Source organism: Mucilaginibacter sp. OK268 (assembly GCF_900103125.1).
In the GTDB taxonomy this organism is placed as follows: Bacteria; Bacteroidota; Bacteroidia; order Sphingobacteriales; family Sphingobacteriaceae; genus Mucilaginibacter.
The window spans coordinates 189,542-209,728 of the sequence record NZ_FNJV01000010.1 but is presented as its reverse complement, the minus strand read 5'-3'; the positions used below and the strand labels follow the sequence as shown (position 1 = coordinate 209,728).

General features: G+C 42.5%; 15 protein-coding genes and 1 pseudogene. 9 read left to right on the top strand and 7 right to left on the bottom strand.

Translation table 11 applies throughout. The features are described from left to right. Window positions 1-58 precede the first annotated feature (58 nt). The 3 genes from BLR84_RS25340 to BLR84_RS25325 form a co-directional block, all read right to left on the bottom strand. Entirely contained in the window at window positions 59-1,087 is a 1,029-nt protein-coding gene (locus tag BLR84_RS25340) for a FecR family protein (protein ID WP_143013997.1), read from the bottom strand. Window positions 1,088-1,543: 456 nt separating this feature from the next. Continuing rightward, window positions 1,544-2,149 carry an RNA polymerase sigma-70 factor gene (locus BLR84_RS25330; RefSeq protein WP_090473056.1) on the bottom strand — a complete coding sequence of 202 codons (606 nt, stop codon included), beginning with the start codon at window positions 2,147-2,149 and terminating at the stop codon, window positions 1,544-1,546. A 76-nt stretch (window positions 2,150-2,225) separates the two neighbouring features. Then, window positions 2,226-3,629, bottom strand: coding sequence for a S41 family peptidase (locus BLR84_RS25325; RefSeq protein WP_090473055.1), 1,404 nt, complete (start codon window positions 3,627-3,629; stop codon window positions 2,226-2,228). Window positions 3,630-3,907: 278 nt separating this feature from the next. Here BLR84_RS25325 and BLR84_RS25320 point away from each other — a divergent pair, with 278 nt between their 5' ends. Then, on the top strand, window positions 3,908-5,122 hold the full coding sequence (locus BLR84_RS25320) for a glycosyltransferase WbsX family protein (protein WP_090473054.1): 1,215 nt from the start codon (window positions 3,908-3,910) through the stop codon (window positions 5,120-5,122). Window positions 5,123-5,223: 101 nt separating this feature from the next. Here the strand turns inward: BLR84_RS25320 and BLR84_RS25315 are convergent, their stop codons facing one another. The 3 genes and pseudogenes from BLR84_RS25315 to BLR84_RS25305 all read right to left on the bottom strand — a co-directional run bounded on the left by BLR84_RS25315 (window position 5,224) and on the right by BLR84_RS25305 (window position 8,111). After that, the gene (locus BLR84_RS25315; RefSeq protein WP_090473053.1) at window positions 5,224-6,762 is read right to left on the bottom strand and encodes an FAD-dependent monooxygenase; all 1,539 of its coding nucleotides are present in this window, start codon (window positions 6,760-6,762) and stop codon (window positions 5,224-5,226) included. Between the two features lie 41 nt (window positions 6,763-6,803). Then, complete coding sequence (locus tag BLR84_RS25310; protein WP_090473106.1) at window positions 6,804-7,622, bottom strand: helix-turn-helix domain-containing protein; 819 nt, start codon at window positions 7,620-7,622, stop codon at window positions 6,804-6,806. Between the two features lie 235 nt (window positions 7,623-7,857). Then, window positions 7,858-8,111, bottom strand: a pseudogene (locus BLR84_RS25305) (cysteine peptidase family C39 domain-containing protein). Between the two features lie 227 nt (window positions 8,112-8,338). On the opposite strand from BLR84_RS25305, the gene BLR84_RS25300 reads away from it, so the two are divergent. The 7 genes from BLR84_RS25300 to BLR84_RS25270 all read left to right on the top strand — a co-directional run bounded on the left by BLR84_RS25300 (window position 8,339) and on the right by BLR84_RS25270 (window position 18,766). Then, window positions 8,339-10,012, top strand: a complete 1,674-nt coding sequence (locus BLR84_RS25300; protein ID WP_090473052.1) for a vitamin K epoxide reductase family protein — start codon at window positions 8,339-8,341, stop codon at window positions 10,010-10,012. Window positions 10,013-10,624: 612 nt separating this feature from the next. Then, the gene (locus BLR84_RS25295; RefSeq protein WP_090473105.1) at window positions 10,625-11,311 is read left to right on the top strand and encodes a response regulator transcription factor; all 687 of its coding nucleotides are present in this window, start codon (window positions 10,625-10,627) and stop codon (window positions 11,309-11,311) included. Further along, window positions 11,308-12,675: an ATP-binding protein gene (locus BLR84_RS25290; RefSeq protein ID WP_090473051.1), complete on the top strand. Its 1,368-nt coding sequence runs from the start codon at window positions 11,308-11,310 to the stop codon at window positions 12,673-12,675. Before BLR84_RS25295 ends, BLR84_RS25290 begins: the two co-directional genes overlap by 4 nt. 162 nt (window positions 12,676-12,837) lie before the next feature. Then, window positions 12,838-13,956 (top strand): efflux RND transporter periplasmic adaptor subunit, encoded by a 1,119-nt coding sequence (locus BLR84_RS25285; RefSeq protein WP_090473050.1) that lies wholly within the window; start codon window positions 12,838-12,840, stop codon window positions 13,954-13,956. Between the two features lie 12 nt (window positions 13,957-13,968). Next, entirely contained in the window at window positions 13,969-17,070 is a 3,102-nt protein-coding gene (locus BLR84_RS25280) for an efflux RND transporter permease subunit (RefSeq protein WP_090473049.1), read from the top strand. Between the two features lie 11 nt (window positions 17,071-17,081). Then, window positions 17,082-18,380, top strand: a complete 1,299-nt coding sequence (locus BLR84_RS25275) for a TolC family protein (RefSeq protein WP_090473048.1) — start codon at window positions 17,082-17,084, stop codon at window positions 18,378-18,380. An 11-nt stretch (window positions 18,381-18,391) separates the two neighbouring features. After that, window positions 18,392-18,766, top strand: coding sequence for a hypothetical protein (locus BLR84_RS25270; protein WP_090473047.1), 375 nt, complete (start codon window positions 18,392-18,394; stop codon window positions 18,764-18,766). A 97-nt stretch (window positions 18,767-18,863) separates the two neighbouring features. On the opposite strand, the gene BLR84_RS25265 is transcribed toward BLR84_RS25270, so the two are convergent. After that, the gene (locus BLR84_RS25265; protein WP_090473046.1) at window positions 18,864-19,067 is read right to left on the bottom strand and encodes a hypothetical protein; all 204 of its coding nucleotides are present in this window, start codon (window positions 19,065-19,067) and stop codon (window positions 18,864-18,866) included. Between the two features lie 279 nt (window positions 19,068-19,346). Here BLR84_RS25265 and BLR84_RS25260 point away from each other — a divergent pair, with 279 nt between their 5' ends. Beyond that, the gene (locus tag BLR84_RS25260; protein ID WP_090473045.1) at window positions 19,347-20,186 is read left to right on the top strand and encodes a chromate resistance protein ChrB domain-containing protein; all 840 of its coding nucleotides are present in this window, start codon (window positions 19,347-19,349) and stop codon (window positions 20,184-20,186) included. The last annotated feature ends 1 nt before the right edge of the window (window position 20,187 follow it).

The window sequence follows — 20,187 nt, the reverse complement described above, 5'->3', positions numbered from 1 at the left end:
TAATTACTATTTCTTTGTATAAGCTTTCGCGTACGGATTTTATCCCGCGGTTAAATGTTCATTCACAAGTCTCCCCCCACAAGACAATTTTTGTTTTGTCGTCACTAATTTTATATTTGATATGACCGCTGCTCATAATTTTCAACTGCCGCATCACTTCGTTAATATTTATATCCGAAAAAGTGGCGTTAAACCGGCATGCTTTTAACTTAGCGCTCTTTACTTCAAAATGAACATTGTAGTAGCGTTCAAGCTTAACCAGCATGGAGCCTAAGTTTTCATCGTGAAACACAAACCGGTTATTTGTCCAGCTATCTGCTTCACTAACCTGCCCAACATTGATCCTGAACTTTCCGTTATCTGTCTCATAAACTATCTTCATACCTGCTGTTAAAAGCGAAAGGGTCTTACGGGCTCCGGGGCTTTTCTCGATTACTCCTACTTTGCCTGTCCTTACTGATACGGTAAATATTTTGTCTTCCGGATAAGCATAAATATTAAATGAAGTCCCCAAAACCTGAGTTTCCATTTTTCCCGACCGGATAATAAAAGGACTCGTAGCATCATGCTTCACCTCGAAAAAGGCTTCGCCCTCCAGAGAAACATTCCTGACTTTTCCTTTTTCAAAATGTTCTGGCCAGGAGATCTTACTGCGGCTACCCAGGTAAACAATGGAGCTATCAGGCAGTAGCATTTTTACTTTTTCTCCACTCGCTGTTGTTTTGGTGATAACAGCAATTGATCTTGCAATTTCCGGTTGCTTTTTCTGGCTGGCTTTGTATACAAATACAGCGGAGCAGATCATAACTAATGAGGCTGCATATTTAAGTATCTGGTATCGCTGAATGGTTTTTTGCTTCTTGTGGTCAATTTTTGTCCATAACTGCTCCAAGCCCTCATTCGCTTCAGCCGAGTTATCCCTGATCGCAGGTTCCTGCTCCCAGGCCTCACCCATAAGATCAGATAATTCCTGTTCTGCGTTTTTGTTGTTGTTTAAATAGTGAAACAAAATGGTATTCTGACGGGCATTTGTTTTGCCCTCCAGGTACATTTTAAATAATCTTCTGATTTCCTCTTGATGTTTCACCTTTATGATCCCAATATTTTTTAACAACTTATATATGTATATAAGATTGGGAAAGGCTTAACAGCTATATGACCTGGTGATATATTTTCCACTTTGAATTAAGTGACTCATAATCAGCATAATAATTTATATACTTTTTTCATGAAAACTTATTTTGAAAACTTTAATAAGGGAATAATATCGAATAATGAATTTTGAATTTCCAACATCGAAATCATATAATGGGTTTACATTAAATAAGGGTAAAACACATTTAATTTATTGATTATCAATAAATTAAACCAATACAAACCATAAAAAGTGTAAACCATGTAAACCCACTTCTGTAACAAATGGACCGCCTGTTCTGGGGTTACCTCCATACCAAATAGTTTTGCTACTAATACTATAAAACAATAATTGCCCTTTCGGGCAAGTAATACAAACAGCGGGTTCAAGAAAAGATAAAAAACCAGGCTAACACATTTCGGGAAAGGAGGCCAGCATCAATAACACAAAAGGAAGAACAGTATCCGGAGATAAGTAACGGATCCTGGTACGGATATGGGTTAAGGATTTTTTAATGTGGTTATTCACCGTATTTTTAGAAAGGCCCATTTGTCTGGAAATATCCTCATGCGAGCAACCATCTTCTCTGCTCAACAGATATGCGACTTTAACTTGTGGAGAAAGCGTTTCAATAGCATTCATGGCTATCTGGCGGCATTCCGTAAAATCCATATAACTTTCTGTTGAATTAAAAGCCGGCTCTTCGGCATTTGCCGTTCGGTAAACAGACATCCGGGCTTGCTTTTTTAAGGCATCTAAAAAGTTGCTGCGAACCATGCTAAACAGATAGGCTTCAAAATTTTTATCAGGGTTAATTTTCATCCTGTTTTCCCATAAACGAACAAATACATCCTGGGTTAATTCATTGGCTTCTTCAGAACTACGTACAAAACGGTAGGCAAAACAATATACTTTTCTTCTGTATAATTTATAAACTTCACCAAAGGCATCGGTATTCCCGGTTTGGATAAGGCACAAAAGTTCCTTGATAGATAAGTTGTCCAAATGTTTCATACAGCAGGAGATTAAGCATTGCAAGTTAAGCGGGTAATTTGAAGTTAATGTTAACTATAAGAGAAGCTTTACCAGTTTACCGGTGAGTAATTACAGTACTTGCAGAAGTAAGCATTGCACGGGAATCGGCCAATATGTTTCCGGCAACAAGGTTCAACTTATTGGAGCTTTTTAGTCGTGCGATCGCAACAGTACTATTACCAGCAATTCTATTCAGGGCAGCTTTAACCAAGGGGTCTTCCCAGGCACCGAAAGGTTGCAAAGGAAGATCATTCAATTCTGTAACACTAATATCGGGATCTATGCCAGCGCTATAACCTCCATTTCCTGTTGCGTTAAACAGTTTATAAACAATCGGGTGCATTTCCCATTCCACTTGTTTGGGGATCCTGGCATCAGAAATTTTAAACGAAGCTTCATCTTTACCTCTCGTTTTTTCGCCGATCAGCACAACCTGCATATAGGGTTTTAAATTGTTGATCATCACCTCCGAAGCCGAAGCGGTTGCACCCGTTCCTAAAATAAACACCCTTTTTAAGTTCAGGTTAGCTTGCAAAAGTGTATTAAAATTTAAAGTATGATCAAAGCTGGCCGCATCACCTAAAGATTCGGATCTGGTACCTCCATTTTTATTCCCTTTATAAGTGATAAAAGGAGTGGTATACTTCACTCCGGATGCGATCATGGTACAAAGTCCCGCGGCTTCCGCAACCTGCCCTCCAGAGTTGTAGCGAAGATCCAGAATAAGCTCTGTTACACCGGCATTTTTAAAACTCATAAAAGTATTATATAGCGAGGTGGCCAATCCTGGACTAAAATCGTATATATACAGATAGGCAATTTTGGAACTCCCCTTGTCGACAATACTACTTACGGCAGGTTGTTCAAAAGTAAACCCAGCAGTTAACTCAGCTGAGCCAATATCTTTTAACTCATTTCCGTTCACCTCTGCCAATGTGATGGTAACCTGGCTGCCCGAAAGCAATTCCTGTTGTAAAGCCACGGCATTTTCCTGGGTTATAATTTTACCATTAATTTTGCTGATATAATCGCCGCGCTTTAAACCGGATCTGGAAGCCGGAGAATCGTTTAAGACAAGCTTAACCACTCCAAAAACTAAGCCTGTGTTTTTTTCTTTGATCGTAGTATAATCAAACCCGTATTGACTTTTGTTGGTAGGGCTAACCGTGGAGAGATCACCGGGCAATAAAATATAGGAAAAGCGGTCACTGGAATTTCGTATGGCGGAAAAAAACTCCAGCGGAGTCCTGTTAAGCGCAGGTTTGGAAGGCAGTCCATCACTCCAGTAATAATAGCGTTTCAGGCTATCAAGCATCCAGCTGTTTATATTTTCATTGCTGCCGGAGGGATAGCTGGGCGTATTATTATCTTTTTTGCAAGAACTTTGTAAAATAAGTATAGATACCAGACAAATCAGGACAAAGTGACTTTGTTTGTAAAAGTTAAGAAATGGCTGCATAATACTATAAAAGTATATTTGTCTGCCAGCAAATATACTTCGCCATTGTTAATAGAGAATTAACTTTCAAGTAGTTCCGGTGTTAAGTTGTATTACCTCCTAAGGAATGAATATCGAACATTTAATCACATAAGGCGTCCGGTTGTTGGCATTTTTCGGCATGACAGTGCATGATGGTTTGGAGGGAAGTTGTTATTAACTTACCCTTTTTAGAAACCAGTTATTAGCTGTCTTTCATACCCCAACGTTAGCCGCAGCAGCTTTAAAAAGTAATTTTTATGAACAGGAAAAATATTGTGCCAACTATATCTTTATTGTTGTGCGTATTTACGGGCGCATATGGTCAGCAAAAAAAATCCTCAAACGGGAAATATCAAATTGCCGTTTACTACTTCCCGGATTATCATATCGATAAACGGAATGAAGAATATCGCGGAAAGAACTGGACAGAATGGGAGCTTGTAAAAAAAGCAAAACCACGTTTTGAAGGACATGATCAACCCAAAGTTCCTTTATGGGGGTATACGGATGAAGCCAATCCATTACAAATGGCTCAAAAGATAGAAACAGCTTCTACGCACGGAATTAACGCGTTCATTTTTGACTGGTACTATTATAATGATGGGCCATTTTTGGAGAGGGGCTTAGAAAACGGTTTTATGATGGCTAAAAATAATAACCTGATGAAGTTTAGTTTAATGTGGGCAAATCATAATTGGAGCGATCTTCATCCTGCTACTCATGGGAAACCTCAAAAACTGATGTACCCGGGTAAAATCACCGCCGAAACCTGGGATAAAATGACAGATTATATTATAACAAAATATTTTAAACACCCTTCCTATTGGAAAATAGATGGATGCCCATATTTTTCAATCTATGACCTGGGAAATTTCCTGGATAGCTTTGGAAGCTTAGAGGGTGCGGCAAAAGCGATCGCTGATTTTCGGGCCAAAACAAAAAAAGCCGGGTTTAAAGATTTAAATATTAATGCTGTTGTTTGGGGCAATACCATACTTCCCGGGGAAAAAACAATTATTTCTCCAGACCTTTTGGTTAAAAATTTAGGATTTAATTCGGTAACAGATTATGTGTGGATACATCATGTAGTCCTAAATAGTTTTCCGACCAACGCGTATGATTCTGTAAAGAATGTGTATTTTAAATATGCTTTAAACGCCAGCGGAAAATTCAACGTACCTTATTATCCCAATGTATCTATGGGTTGGGACTCATCTCCACGAACTAATCAGGAAAGTTCATGGGGAAATTTCGGATATCCTTATACGCCCATTATTATCGGCAACACACCCAATGCCTTTAAAAATGCATTAATAGAAGCTAAAGATTTTATGGATAAACACCTTAATAAAACCAAAATCCTGACTATTAATTCCTGGAATGAGTGGACCGAAGGTAGTTATTTAGAACCCGACACTTTAAATAAATTCGGTTATCTCGATGCTATTAAGCAAGTATTTGTTGATAAGTAAGAAAGCCGCTCTACTTTCATAAAGCGGCTTTGTAGTCCGTAGGGCAACTATAAGTGAATGGCCCCTTCAATCCGCGAGCCACTTCGCGCCTCCCAATTCTTTCAGACTATGGCTATGGGGTCACCGAACCAGCACGATGCAGCCTGGGCGGCGTCATCAAGATTAGGCCCACTGTCAACAGCCCAGGCGACGAACCCGTCAGGGCGTATCAGTACAGCGCTCAGACCTAATTGGTCCTTTGCACTGCCTGAAATATACTTAATTTGATCACCATATTCGTTCGCCAAAGTTTTAAGTGAAGCATTCTTGTCAAAATCAAGCAGTATCCCCTGGCCATCGTGCATTAATTCGCCAATCCTCGTGCCGTCTTCCAACTCAAAGTTAGGAACGCTGCGACCAATCAGCGGGTGGTTGCCATCGAGATTGTAATGTGTGTTGACACCCCACACCCTTCCGGCAAAGTAAGTGGCACCATCGCGGGTATCAATAAGGTCACGGATAATGGCGTTCAGCGCGCGGGCAGTTGGGCCCGGTTTCATGATCGCGACCTGCGCGCGCGACCAATCAAGTACCTGCGCACCAAGTGGATATCGTTCGGTATAATAACTATCCAGCAAGTTTTCCGGGGCTTTCTCCTGGATAGTTGCAGCGAGTTTCCAGCCCAGGTTCATTGCATCACCCAAACCAAGGTTAAGTCCCTGGCCGCCCAGCGGCGCGTGAATATGCGCGGCGTCGCCGGCTAAAAGTACCCGTCCGTTGCGGTAGCTTGTGGTCTGTCGTGCGCGGTCAGTCCAGGTGGTTGCGATATGCAGGGCAGTGATAGTCACGTCGGTGTTCGAAATGCGGCGTAGCACCTCCTGCACATGTTCAAGCGTAATCGGCTTTTTTGAATGATGAAATGCCCCGCCATCAAAATCTTGTATGATTACGTAACCCGGCTGCGACTGCAGGTACATGCCTGTTGGTGTTACATTACGGCCCGGGCTAAGCTTCTCCGGGTCGGCAATGTCAACCAGGGTGGAGTAGCCGGTAAATTCCGGCTCTGTACCGGCAAATTCAAAACCACCCGCTTTACGAACAACACTACGGCTGCCATCGCAACCCACAAGCCATTTACTTTGAAAAGATCGGTTACCTGATTGAACAGTCACTCCGTCTCCGGTTTGATGAAAGCCTGTAATAGCCAGCCCGCGCTTGATCTCTACGCCCAGGGCTTCTGCGCGACGGGTCAACACCGTTTCAAGCTCCTGCATTTCAGAAATTAAGCTGGTTTCGGTGGAGCTTGGCAGGCGATACCTCCACTGTGAAGTGTCAATATCGTCATCATGAAATACAATGCCTGCAAAGTGCCCTCCCTGGCGACGGGTCCCTTGTTTGGCATTTAAGTGGGGATTTTTAAGGCGTTTATGTAGCTCGAGTTCTTGTAGTAAATCACGACGGTACAGCGCTTCAACAGAAAGCGCATTAAGGCCCCGTATCCCGAAAGGAACTTGCTTTAAGGGAGAATGCGGATCTTCCGCCTTTTCCAGTATTAGAACAGAACATTTGGCCAGGGCCAGTTCACAGGCAAGGAAAAGCCCTACCGGACCAGCGCCTGCGATAATTACATCGTGTATAGAATTATTTTGTGTAGTTTTCATTATAGAATAATTAAAACACAAAATTCTGGAATGCTCCTGTATTAGGATTGTACAAATGCGACAAAATCGTTGCTCACAGCCTGCTTCCTCTTTTTTGATTTTCGTGCGAATGCTGCTGGTGTAGTGCCGCTGTAGCGTTTGAATTCCCTGCTAAGGTGGGATTGATCTGTATAGCCCAGCTCATGAGCTAAGCCGGCAATGTTGGTATTGGGATCAAGCCATAATTGGTTTCGCACCTGCTCAAAGCGCATCAGAGCTGACACATCTTTAACTGTATAGCCAGAAGATTGCTTGAAGTTTCTTTCCAGTGTACGAACCGTAGCATGAGCCGCCGCCGCTACCTGGCTTACCAGCATGGTACCGTTTGCTTGCCGCATAGCAACTCCCGCTTTGAATAGCATACTGCTGGTAGAAACCCCCAACCGTGTATTCAGAAAATACTGTTTTACCTGGGCCAGCGCTTCATCTATTCTGCCGGCCTGAATCCACTTATTCAAAATGGGTTGAAGCTGGGCTATAGGATGCCCAAATATGTGCGCACCTTCTTTACCGGCCGGTAGCCCGAGCAGATCAAACACGGTCCAGGGAAAACACCTGATAGCGATGATCTCTAAACGGTTTTTTGTGTAAAAATGAACAGGCTGATTGAGCAGCCCCATCATAAACGGAGATGGCAATGGCTGCAAGTCTCCATTGTAAGAAATGCTACAGTCGCCACCGAAATGAAAAATAATTTCAGCGTAACCATCGGGTACTACCTCAAAACTCGATTGTAGTACTCCAGATTCTCTTCTGTTATACCAAAAGCACTTTATGGTATCCCGTAACTCTTCAGGAGGTTCAAATTCTTGATGCTGCATTTGGAAAGATAGCATATTATAGCCTGTGGTACAGTATTTCGCCGCACTCCAAATTAGTCAAAGAAACTCGATAAAAAAAGCTGCTCTAAGAAAGTAGAGCAGCATCGCAGCATTTTCAATTAATTCATCGCGAGGTTACCCGCTTATTTATTTTTTGATAATTTTAAGTCTTCTTCGGTCAGCGTACGCTGATTTTGAATTGTTAGGATAACCAATATTTAAAAAACCTTCTTTTTTATGCGTTTATAATACCATTTGCAGGATCGGCTATGGTAACACTCTTTTTATTCAGAAGAGTTAATACTACAAAATGGTTCTGGTTCCAGTATAGGATGGCCGGAAGAAGGACTTCCTGTAACTTATCTGTACACCTCTTGTCCTGAAACCTATCTTCTCGGCAGTTTCACTAATACCTACTAGGGATACTCCCTGCTTACTAAAACCGGCTTTTTGCCTTAAAGCACCTGCGTTATAATGCTTGGCAATCATACGCAGGCAGGTAGGCCCGCAATCCATTGCATTCAATTTCCGGTAAAAAGGAAAAGGCATAAGCTGGTATGAAGAATTTTTTAAAAGTAGAAATAAATTTAAATATGTTTTTCTTTTTTTATTGTATTATTATATATCTTTAGTTTAACCAATAATATAAAAAACAGCCCCATAATAGTTGGTTTTTGACATCTATTAATAAAACTAAATACAAGCCCTAAACTTAAATGCAATATTTAAACAAACTTTTGGAGTCAAAAGCCAACGGGCCAGAAATTGCCTTGTTACTAACTACTTTGCTCGATGTTAAAATATCCGCCACCACTCTCACCAAAGAAATAGAAGAGCATCCTGATTATCCCAGCCTTTTAAGTATCAGTGATGTACTAAACGGTTATGGAATTGAAAATATGGGCATTAAATTTGACACTGACAAATTTTTAGAAATACCAGTACCGTTTATTACCCAATTGAGAGGCAAAAAAAGCACCACCAATTTTTTTACTATCGTAAAGGATTTTAATGGGGATAATGTCCGCTTTTTTGACCCAGAAAAGCATAAATGGGGTACGCTCGCTAAAGAGAGCTTTCTTAAAAATTGTTCTGGAATTGCCTTATTGGCAGAAGCCGGGGGCTCTGCCGGCGAGAAAGATTATATAAAAATAAGGCGGATAGAAAAAAGAAAAAATAATATTCAATATATTACCGCTTTAAGCATCCCAGCGATAGTTCTTATTGCCGGAATAACGGCATTTATGCAGTACGGATCAGGCGTTTTGCTACCCTTTGTTTTTACCCTGTTAACGCTGGCTGGTGGCATCACTGGGGCTTTGTTGCTATGGTACGAAATAGATCAGCACAATCCCGTATTACAGCAAATATGCGGCGGAGGTAAAAAAGCAAACTGTGCTGCGGTATTACAATCAAAAGCGTCAAAAATAGCAGGAGTTAGTTGGAGCGCTATTGGGTTTAGCTATTTTATGGGGATGCTACTGTTACTATTGTTTTCGGGCATTGGCAATCCAGGTGTTTTATTTACGGTAGCCTGGTTAAACGCGGTAGCGTCGCCATACATTCTGTTTTCTGTTTATTATCAATGGCGGATAGCTAAACAATGGTGCTTGCTCTGTTTAGTTACACAGGCCTTACTTGCTCTGCAGCTGATAACCGTGTTTGCTGGCGGCTGGCATACCTTATTGCCGTTTAGTACCATCACTCCCGGATTAATAGTGTCCGTTATAACCGCGCTGGCAGTACCTTTTATAGTAACTGCTATTTTAATACCCGCCTTGCAAAAAGCGAAAGAAAGCAAACGCGTGAATACCGAACTGCAAAAACTGAAACACAACAGACAAATATTTGCAGCTCTGTTGCAAAAACAAAAGGAGATAACCGAAAACCCCGAAGGGCTTGGCATAACCCTGGGCAATCCTAATGCAGCATATAAACTCATAAAAGTTTGTAACCCCTACTGCGGCCCTTGCGCCAAAGCACATACCCCAATGGAAGAACTGCTGCACAACAACCCAGAAATACAGGTGCAGATACTTTTTACCGCCAGCAATAAAGAAGGGGATATTCAGGCTCCTCCCGTTAAGCATTTGTTAGCAATAGCAGAAAAAAACAGAGAGTCCATTGTAAAACAAGCATTAGATGATTGGTATCTAGCCGAAAATAAAAATTATGAGGCCTTTACCTCCAAATATCCCATGAATGGGGAATTAAAGCAGCAAAACGATAAGATTGAAGCCATGAGAGAATGGTGTAATAAAACAGGTATAGAGTTTACACCAACTTTTTTTGTATCTCTCCCGGAAACTAATAATGAAAAAACAACAAGATATTATCAATTACCTGACGTGTACAGTGTAGCAGATCTAAAATATTTCTTTTCTGTGTGAGGGCAGAAAAGCATACCCGGAATATACCGGCCATAATAAGAAGGATGTAACAAAACCCTTATGTTTCCAGGCATATAAGAGAAGTATAAATTATTATCATTTAGTTTTTAAACAATGGAAAGCTAAAATTAAAAACCTTAGAGCTTGGCACAAGTGATATACTTACCCCAGAACAATTGAAAAATGTAATGAATGCAGGAGGGAGTAGTGATGGCAATTGTCTTCGATACGGAGAATGGTGTAATGGCCATTTTTTTCTATCAGTTCTCTACTATGGCACCGATATGAAATCCCGACCCTGTAAGGACCTTAGGGCATATCATCTTCTCTCGTCCATATGACCTGGACAGGAGCTCAAGCCGCTCAAATTTGGCAAATGATCAGGCTGCAAAACGGTCATTAACTAACACGGGATGCAACTTGTATTTTTGCTACTTCCGCAAATTCTTCATCAGAGGGTGGGATATGCAGCCATTCAAACCCATTCCTTTTTTATCTATGATTTCATTTACCATTAAGGTTCAATTTAGTTGGCTAAGGATAAACAGGATGTTGCGGACAATATCAATTACCTGTTATATAAAACCTTTACCTTTACGCGAGAATAATCAAATGAACCGGATACTACTGATAGAAGATGAAGAGCGTATTGCTGAACTGATTAAAAAAAGTTTGGAGGAACAAGCTTATTCAGTTACAATTGCGTTGGATGGCCTTACCGGTAAAAAACTGGCTGTCGCCAATGATTTTGATCTCATCATTACAGACATTATTCTACCGGGTATGAACGGCATCAAGCTCTGCAAAGAGATTCGGAGTTTAAAGCCTGTTATCCCAATCATCATGCTAACGGCCCTTGGCACAACAGACGACAAGGTAGATGGCTTTGATGCCGGGGCAGATGATTATTTAGTAAAGCCATTTGATTTTCGGGAATTACTGGCACGTATAAGGGCGGTTATGAACCGCAAGAGCATTAACCCTATTGTCCAACCGGTTATTTTAAAATATGCTGACCTGGAATTAAACAACCAGACCAAGATCGTAAGCCGTTCGGGTAAGGAGATAGGCCTTACCCCCAAAGAATTGAAACTGCTGGAATACATGATGCAAAACAGCGAAAGGGTTTTATCCAGGGCGGAGATTGCGGAAAAAGTATGGGATACCCACTTTGATACGGGAACAAACTTTATTGATGTCTATATCAATTACCTGCGAAAAAAAATCGACAAAGACTTTAGCAGTAAGCTCATCCACACTAAATCCGGTTTGGGCTTTATTTTTAAAGAAGAGACATGACCATACGCAATAAACTCACTTTGTTGTTTACCTCCATCATCGCCACCTTATTATTGGCCTTTGCATCGGTGGTCTATTTTTCCTTTTCAAAAAACAGAGAGAATGAATATTACAATTCTTTGCGCCATACTGCCATCAATAAAGCGAACCTTTTGTTGGATGCTAAAGTTGCCCCTTCGGTATTACAACTAATCTACCGAAAGGCTGAAAATTCCTTGTTTAAGGAAGAAGTAGCCATTTATGATACCTCCTTTAATCTATTATATCATGATGCGGTGGATATTGACCAGGTAAAGGAAACCAGACGGATGATAGATGAGATTGTCAAAAAAAAGGAGATCAGGTTTTACCAGGGGGAGATGCAGGTTGTAGGTATTTTTTACCATCACCATAACCAGGATTATGTGATCACAGCGATAGCCAATGACCAAGGAGGCTATGTGAAACTTCGCAACCTAAAATATACCTTAATCATCTCGTTTTTTGTAGCTGTATTCCTGATCTATATAGCGGGCCATGTTTTTTCGAGCAAAGCCTTAAAACCGGTTTCTGATATGGTGGACAAGGTGGAGGAAATAACAGCGACTAATTTGGACCTGCGTATCGATATCGGAAAAGAAAAAGATGAGATCGGCGAACTGGCGGTTACTTTTAATGAAATGCTCAACCGCCTGGAAAAATCTTTTGACGCGCAAAAGGAGTTTGTATCTAATATTTCGCATGAACTGCGCACTCCACTTACGGCTATGCTCACCGAATTGCAGGTTGCGGTAGAAAAAGAAAGGAGTAACGAATCCTATAAAGCATCCATTCACCATGCCATCAGCGACGCGCAAAAGCTGGTACGCTTATCCAATAGCCTGCTCGACCTGGCTAAAGCCAATTATGACCATACAGAAATCGCTTTTAGGGAACTGCGTTTGGACGAGGTAATCCTTGATGCCCGGAATGATGCCCTGCATGACCAGCCGGGTAGCAAGATCAATATCTTATTTGAAGGAGAAATGGATGACGATAATGATGTTTCTGTCAGAGGCAATGAATATCTGTTAAAGGTAGCATTTATAAACCTGATGGAAAACGGGTGTAAGTTTTCGGCAGACCGGGAGACCTCTGTAGCGATCTCCTATTTTAAAGATAAAACCATTCTGCATTTCCGGGATAAGGGTATCGGGATAGCTGAGCCGGAATTACAGCACATCTTTGATGCTTTTTACCGGGGGGGAAATCAGCAATTTGCCGGGGGAAATGGCATAGGGCTATCACTCACCAAGAAGATCATCGAGTTGCACAAAGGAAGTATCTCGGTAGCGTCCGGGATCAACGAAGGCACCACATTTACTATTGAACTGCCTCACTTATGAAACATCATTTGCTCCATGCTCCTGATGCTATAATTCTAATGAATTTCTAATTTTTTTCTAATGGTCCTCTAACGGACCTTGCTAAAACGGCCATCTACCTTTGCGCCGTAAATAATCGCTGTCTCAAGCAGTAACTATGTATTGATTAAAAGCAAGGTCATTATGAAAAAAAATGTGTTCTCCCCTATAGCGCTTATTGGCTGTATACTCATCATGGCTGCCTGCCATCAACCGGAAGCAGCCAAAGAAACAAGCGATTATACTTTATCCGGAGATACGGTCCAGGTAATGTCAAACTCCAAACTCGCGGGCAAGCTTAAAAACGATGTGGTGAAAGAGCAATCGTATCGCTTACAACTATTGACAGCGGGTACAGTAAAAGCCATCCCAACCCAATATGCAGAGATCGCCCCGCCATTTTCGGGCCGGATCACCAAATCCTATTTAAAGCTGGGGATGCGTACCACCCCTGAAACGCCTTTGTTTGAAGTGAGCTCCCCTGATTTTATCACGGCGCAAAAGATCTTTTTCCAGGAGAAATCACAGCTGCAACTGGCAGAAAAAACCCTGAAAAGACAACAGGATTTGACAGCGCACGGCGTGGGTACACAAAAAGATATGGAAGAAGCCAAAACCGCTTATGAGGTAGAAAAAAAGGAATATGAGAATGCAGTGATCGGTATAAAGATATTCAAGGCCGATCCTGATCAGCTGGTACTGGGCCAACCGCTGGTGGTGCGTTCGCCAATTGCCGGGCAGGTGATCGAAAACAAGGTGGTACTTGGTCAATTCATCAAAAATGATGCGACCAGCGTGGCAACGGTAGCCGAACTATCCAAAGTTTGGGTGGCGGGGCAGATCAAGGAAAAAGATATCCGCTTTATCCATGAACTGGACGAATGTTCCATTCAGATCGCTGCCTTGCCGGAAAAACAGGTCAAAGGCAAAGTTTATCATGTAAATGATATAGTGGATGAAGACACGCGCAGCGTTCAGGTACTCATCGAATGTAACAATGCGGACCGCACGTTAAAACCGGGGATGTATGTTACCGTAGATTTTGACAATGCCCCATCCCAGGTTATCCTGATCCCTACCACAGCCGTATTGCAAATGAACGATGAAAGCTTTGTATTTACAGAACCGGCACCGGGCAAATATGTAAAACGGAAAATTGAAACAGCCAATACCGATCACGACCGGGTAGTTATTAAATCAGGCTTAAAACCAGGCGACCGGATCCTGACCTCTGGTGGCTTTTACCTGTTGGATGCTAAATAAGATAAAGCCATCATGAAGAAACTTATTTTTACCGCTATAAACAAACGCTGGCTTTTCGCAGCGTTGTTCGTCTTGCTGGCCATATTTGGCTATTATTCCTGGACACAGCTATCTGTAGAGGCTTATCCTGATATTGCCGATGTTACCTCACAGGTAGTAACACAGGTACCCGGCCTGGCTGCCGAAGAGGTGGAGCAACAGATCACCATTCCTGTGGAAAGGGCATTGAACGGGATGCCGGGTATGCACGTAATGCGCAGCAAAAGCACATTCGGGCTTTCTATCATCACTATCGTTTTTGAAGATGGTATTGAGGATTACTGGGCCAGGCAACGCATTACCGAGCGCCTGGGCGATGTCACGCTGCCTTATGGCGCGCAGCCCGGTCTTGATCCGCTTACCTCACCCATCGGGGAGATCTATCGTTATATCATCGAAAGCAAAAACCATGACCTGCGGGAGATCACCGACCTGCAAACCTGGACAATTATTCCACGCATCAAGCAAGTGGCAGGTGTCGCCGATGTGACCAACTTTGGCGGTATCACCACGCAATACCAGCTGGAAGTTGATCCCGGTAAACTGGAACAATACAAACTATCCCTTACCGATATACAAACTGCTATCAATAATAACAATGCCAACGCGGGCGGGAGTGTACTCACACGTGGCGACCTGGGTTATGTTGTACGGGGCATCGGCCTCGTAAAAACGCTGGAGGGTTTGGGTAACGTTGTGGTTAAGTCGGTAAATGGTGTACCTGTTTTTTTAAAGGATGTAGGCACTTTGAAATACGGCAACCTGGAACGCAAAGGTATTTTAGGTTATACCGACCGTAAAGTAAACTACAGCGAAGGCGATGAAGGCATTGTGCTACTGTTAAAAGGCGAAAACCCATCAAAAGTATTGGAGGGCATCCACGCAGCTGTGGAAGACCTGAATAAAAATGTATTACCCGAAGGTGTACGGATCAGGCCATACATAGACCGCACCAGCTTGGTTGACACTACCCTACATACCGTGTCCCATACGCTGCTGGAAGGTATGAGTCTGGTTATTATTGTACTGATCGTTTTTCTGGGTAACTGGCGCGGCGCATTGATCGTGGCCATAACTATTCCACTGGCATTGCTCATTGCTTTTATCCTGATGCACTTTACCCATATCCCTGCTAATCTGCTTTCGCTCGGAGCTATTGACTTTGGGATCATTGTAGACGGAGCCATTGTGATGATGGAAACCATTTTGAAAAAGCGGGAAGAAAGCCCCACAGAAGAATTGCAGGAAACTACCATCGAGCAAAGGGCATTGGCCGTTGCCAAACCCATTTTGTTCTCTACGGTGATCATCATTACCGCTTATCTGCCCCTGTTCTCTTTTGAAAGGGTAGAAAAGAAGCTGTTTACCCCGATGGCTTTCACAGTTGGATTTGCGTTACTGGGAGCATTGGCCGTTGCACTGTTGCTGATACCGGGGCTGGCTTATGCCGTTTACCGGAAACCCCGGAAACTGTTCCACAACAAATGGCTGGAAAAATTAACCATAGCCTATTTTGAAGGCGGTAAAAAGGTGATGAAAAAACCACAGCAGGTTTTTATTCCATTGGCAATCGCTTTAATTGGTGCGGTGGTGCTTTCCATCACCGTAGGTAAAGATTTTTTACCGCCTTTGGATGAAGGCTCTATATGGTTACAGGTGCAATTGCCTCCCGGCGTATCCTTACAGAAATCGAAAGAAATGAGTGATACTTTACGGCAGCATACCATGAAGTATAGTGAAGTAACCTATATGATGGTGCAGGCCGGGCGTAATGATGACGGTACCGATCCCTGGACGGCCTCGCACTTTGAATGCAGTATTGGCATTAAACCTTACAGCGAATGGAAGAACGGGAGGACAAAAGCCGACCTGATCAACGACCTGGACAAAGAATATGCAACTATGCCGGGCTATACGGTCGGGTTCAGTCAACCGATGATCGATGGCGTAATGGATAAAATTGCAGGCGCGCACAGCGAGCTGGTGGTAAAAATATACGGAGAAGATTTTAAGGAAACCCGCCGTATTGCAGAAAATGTCATGACCACGATTAAAAGCATCAAAGGTGCTGCCGATGTGGCTATTGACCAGGAGCCGCCATTACCCCAATTGCAGATATCTGTTGATCGTGATGCCGTGGCCCGTTACGGCCTTAATGTAAGCGACGTATCTGAACTGATCGAAGTAGCCATTGGTGGCAAAGCCATATCGCAGGTGTTTTCAGGCAATAAAGTTTATGACGTGATCTGCCGTTATAATGAAGACAGCCGTAATACACCTGAGAAAATTGCTAACCTGATGCTTACTTCTCAAACAGGTGCCAAAATCCCGTTGTCGCAAATTGCAACCGTAAAAACTGCTACGGGTGAAAGTACCATTACCAGGGAATTGAATAAACGTCATTTGACGGTTAAACTCAATTTAAGAGGGAATGATCTGACCGCGTTTTTAAATGAAGCGCAAAGCAAAATTGAAAGTACCATCAAGTATGATCACAATAAATACACGATCAAATGGGGCGGGCAGTTTGAAAACCAGAACCGGGCTTATGCCAAACTGATGGTGATTGTCCCGCTGGCATTGGCCATCATGTTTTTACTGCTCTATGGTGCATTTGGTAAATTCCGCCAGGCAGGGCTCATCTTGTCTATTGTACCGTTGGCTTTATTCGGCGGTATGCTGGCATTGAACATCAGGGGAATGACCTTGAATGTCTCTTCAGCAGTAGGTTTCATTGCCTTGTTTGGTGTAGCCATACAGAATGGTGTGATACTGATCTCGCACATCAATGACCTGCGGAAAAAAGGGTACGATTTGCTAAAAGCAGTTGTGGAGGGTGCTGAAGACCGTTTTCGCCCGGTATTGATGACCGCCACCGTTGCAGCATTAGGATTACTGCCTGCATCCCTAGCAACAGGCATCGGTTCTGATGTGCAAAGGCCATTGGCTACAGTAATTGTATACGGATTGTTTGTAGCAACAGCTATCACCCTTTTTGTGCTGCCTGCCCTGTATTACATGCTGGAAAGCAAATGGGGAAAGGATGATTTTAAACCGGCAGAACCTCAGAAATAAGCTATAAAGACATGAAAACTAAGAATTTCAATATCATATATCTGTTATTATTCATCGTAGTGATGAATAATACAAAAGCATTGGCGCAGCAAAGCGCTGATACCTCTTTTGCAAAGATCAAACTGCCGCTTACTACTTTTTTAAGTCTGGTGGGAAAACAGAACCTGGATTATCAGGCTCAAAAATACAATGTAAGTATTGCTGAAGCCGGAATAGAATCTGCGAAAGTATTTCCCGATCCGGAACTATCCTTCGGGGCATTTGATAATCAGAACGCCAGTAAGAAACTGGGCTACGGCTATAACGCTGGCCTGAGTACCACTTTGGAATTGGGCGGAAAAAGAAGATCAAGGATAGATTTGGCCAAAAGTGAGGTAGAGTTAAATAAAGCCATGCTGGAAGATTATTTCCGTAACCTTAGGGCAGATGCGTCACTGGCTTACTACACCGCCATGCAGAACTTTTATATTTTCCAGGTTCAGAAAAACTCCTGGGAGAATATGGATAAGCTGGCCAGGGCTGATTCTATCCGTTTTAAACTGGGCGCTATTACAGAAACAGATGCCCGGCAATCCAAACTGGAAGCTGGCACATTAAGAAATACCTTGTTCCAGAATGAAGCCGACTGGAAAACAGCCCTTGTACAACTCAATTTACTGACCGGAAAAGTCCATGCCGATACATTGTTTATGCCTTCAGGCGATTTTGACAAACTGGACAGGGACTTTTCATTAGGTAACCTGATAGCAAACGCGCAGAATAACAGGGCAGACCTGGTGGTGGCTTTAAACACCAAAACTGCTGCTGAAAAAAGCCTGCAACTGGTTAAGGCCAACCGGACAATTGACCTTGGCATTAACCTGGGCGGTACTTATAATGCGGCAGCTACCAATGAAATAGCGCCAACCCCGGCCTATCACAGTTTGAATGCCGGACTGTCCATCCCGCTGAAATTCTCCAATCATTATAAAGGGGATATTAAAGCCGCGCAGTATACCATCAAACAATCGGCAGTACAATATGACCAGGTATTGCTGCAAATCCAAACAGAAGTATTACAATCCTGGATGAATTATAAGGCCGCAAAGAAACAGGCCACGCAGTTTAAGAATGGTTTACTCACCGAAGCGCAAAAAGTTCTGGACGGTAAAACCTACAGCTACAAGCGCGGAGAAACCTCGCTGCTGGAAGTGTTGAATGCCCAGCGTACCTATAATGATGTGCAGCAGAATTACTACCAGGCCCTATTCAATTACGCCTCGGCCCTGATTACGCTGGAGCGCTCAGCAGGCATCTGGGATTTACAATAATCAACCGAATCATGAAAAAGAAATTTTACTTAATCTGCTTATTGCTGGTTTTCCTCACCATGTTTTATTCCTGTGAAAAAGACCCCAGTGGCAATGGCAGCTTAAATATTACGGTGTATTATCATAACCAGCCCGTAGCAGGAGCCAAAGTATATTTAAAAATTGGTGTATACACCAATCCAAACTTTACAGATAGCCAGTATGATGAGATCCTTACTACAGACGGCAGTGGTGTTTCTACTTTCAGTAACCTGACACCGGGAAGATATTATATAAAAGCCATTGGATATACAAATCAAACAACGGTACAGGGAGATAGTGGTGCTACTGTAGTACGCCGCTATAGGGGAGATAATATATCTAACTTTACTATCGATGTACACTAATCATAGTGTTTTTGAACATTAAAGCAAAATGATTTAAAAAACAACCAGCTTTGTCACTGACCCAGTAACCCCAGATTGGAAACCTGATCTAAGAAAATCAGAAACTAGGGACAACGTTTAAAGAACTGGCCTGGTGCTGAAATTGAACACTATTACCATTGGCTTGTGCCTTATCATGTTCGTTGTTGCCGAATATTTCTTTACCATGCAATAAGTAATCGCCGATAAAGTCAATCACACCTAACTCTTCCTGGGTGGTGATCCTGGAATAATTCCTGTACATTTCAGGAAGATCACGCATTAAGGAAAATCATCTAATAGCAATAGAATGCTGCTCCCTAAAAAGAGGCGGGCCATAAACAAGGAGAGTATTCTTTTAAGCATTCCAAAGTAAAGACCAGCTGTTTGCGGCTGATTTTACCTCATAAACTGCCATTAATAAAACTATTGTTTTTAAAGATCATAATTCCCATTTTCCTACAGATTTTGTATGTATTTATGGCCCGCTCATCTGCTGTATTTATTAGGGGGTTATCAATAGGCCTCTAAACAGAGCTTTAGATTTTTAACTTTGATCATTATGAAATGGATCACCCGTGAACATCCCAAAATTGACCGCATAGCCTGTCCATGGCTGATCAAACGCTTCATTGATCCCGAGGCTGAAATCATTTATGTACCCGTTGACCAGGTAATTGCGCAGGCCGCCGTTTTAAATGCGGTTCCTTTTGATCTGCCAGGTGTGGAATACACTCATTACGATGACCAGTGCAGCTTTGATTATTTTATCAAAAAGCATGAGTTAAAAGATGTGGCACTTGACCGCATAGCGGCCATTGTGCGAGGTGCGGATACAGACCGGCATGATTTCGCCCCGCAGGCATCGGGCCTGTCAGCTATCTTTTTAGGGTTATCCAAAAACATCCCTGATGACCATGAATTGCTGGAACTGGGCATCAAAGTTTATGACGGCTTGTACACCTGGGCCAAATATTTGTACGAACAAAAACATATCCAGGAACCGGTAGAATATCTTTTACTGGAGGTTTTTAATAAATACCTGAAACAGCAGGGCTCCAAAAAAGCACCGGCATGGGCTGGGGAAATCAGGGAAATGATCCAGGATCAGATTGATACCAATATGGCGCTGAGTCTACAACAGGTATCGGAAGAACTGAAGATCAACCCGGCCTATTTGTCACGGGAGTTTTCCAAGTATTTTGAGGATCTGTCCTTTGGAGAATATATCCGCAAAATGAGACTTGAAAAAGCGATCAACCTGATGGAGACTACCAATTATTCTTTAACCGAGATCGCTTACCTGACCGGATTTTCTGACCAAAGCCATTTTAACCGGATCTTTAAGAAACAAATGGGCATGAAAGCCTCCGAATACAAAAAAAATCTTCCCAAAAAGTAAA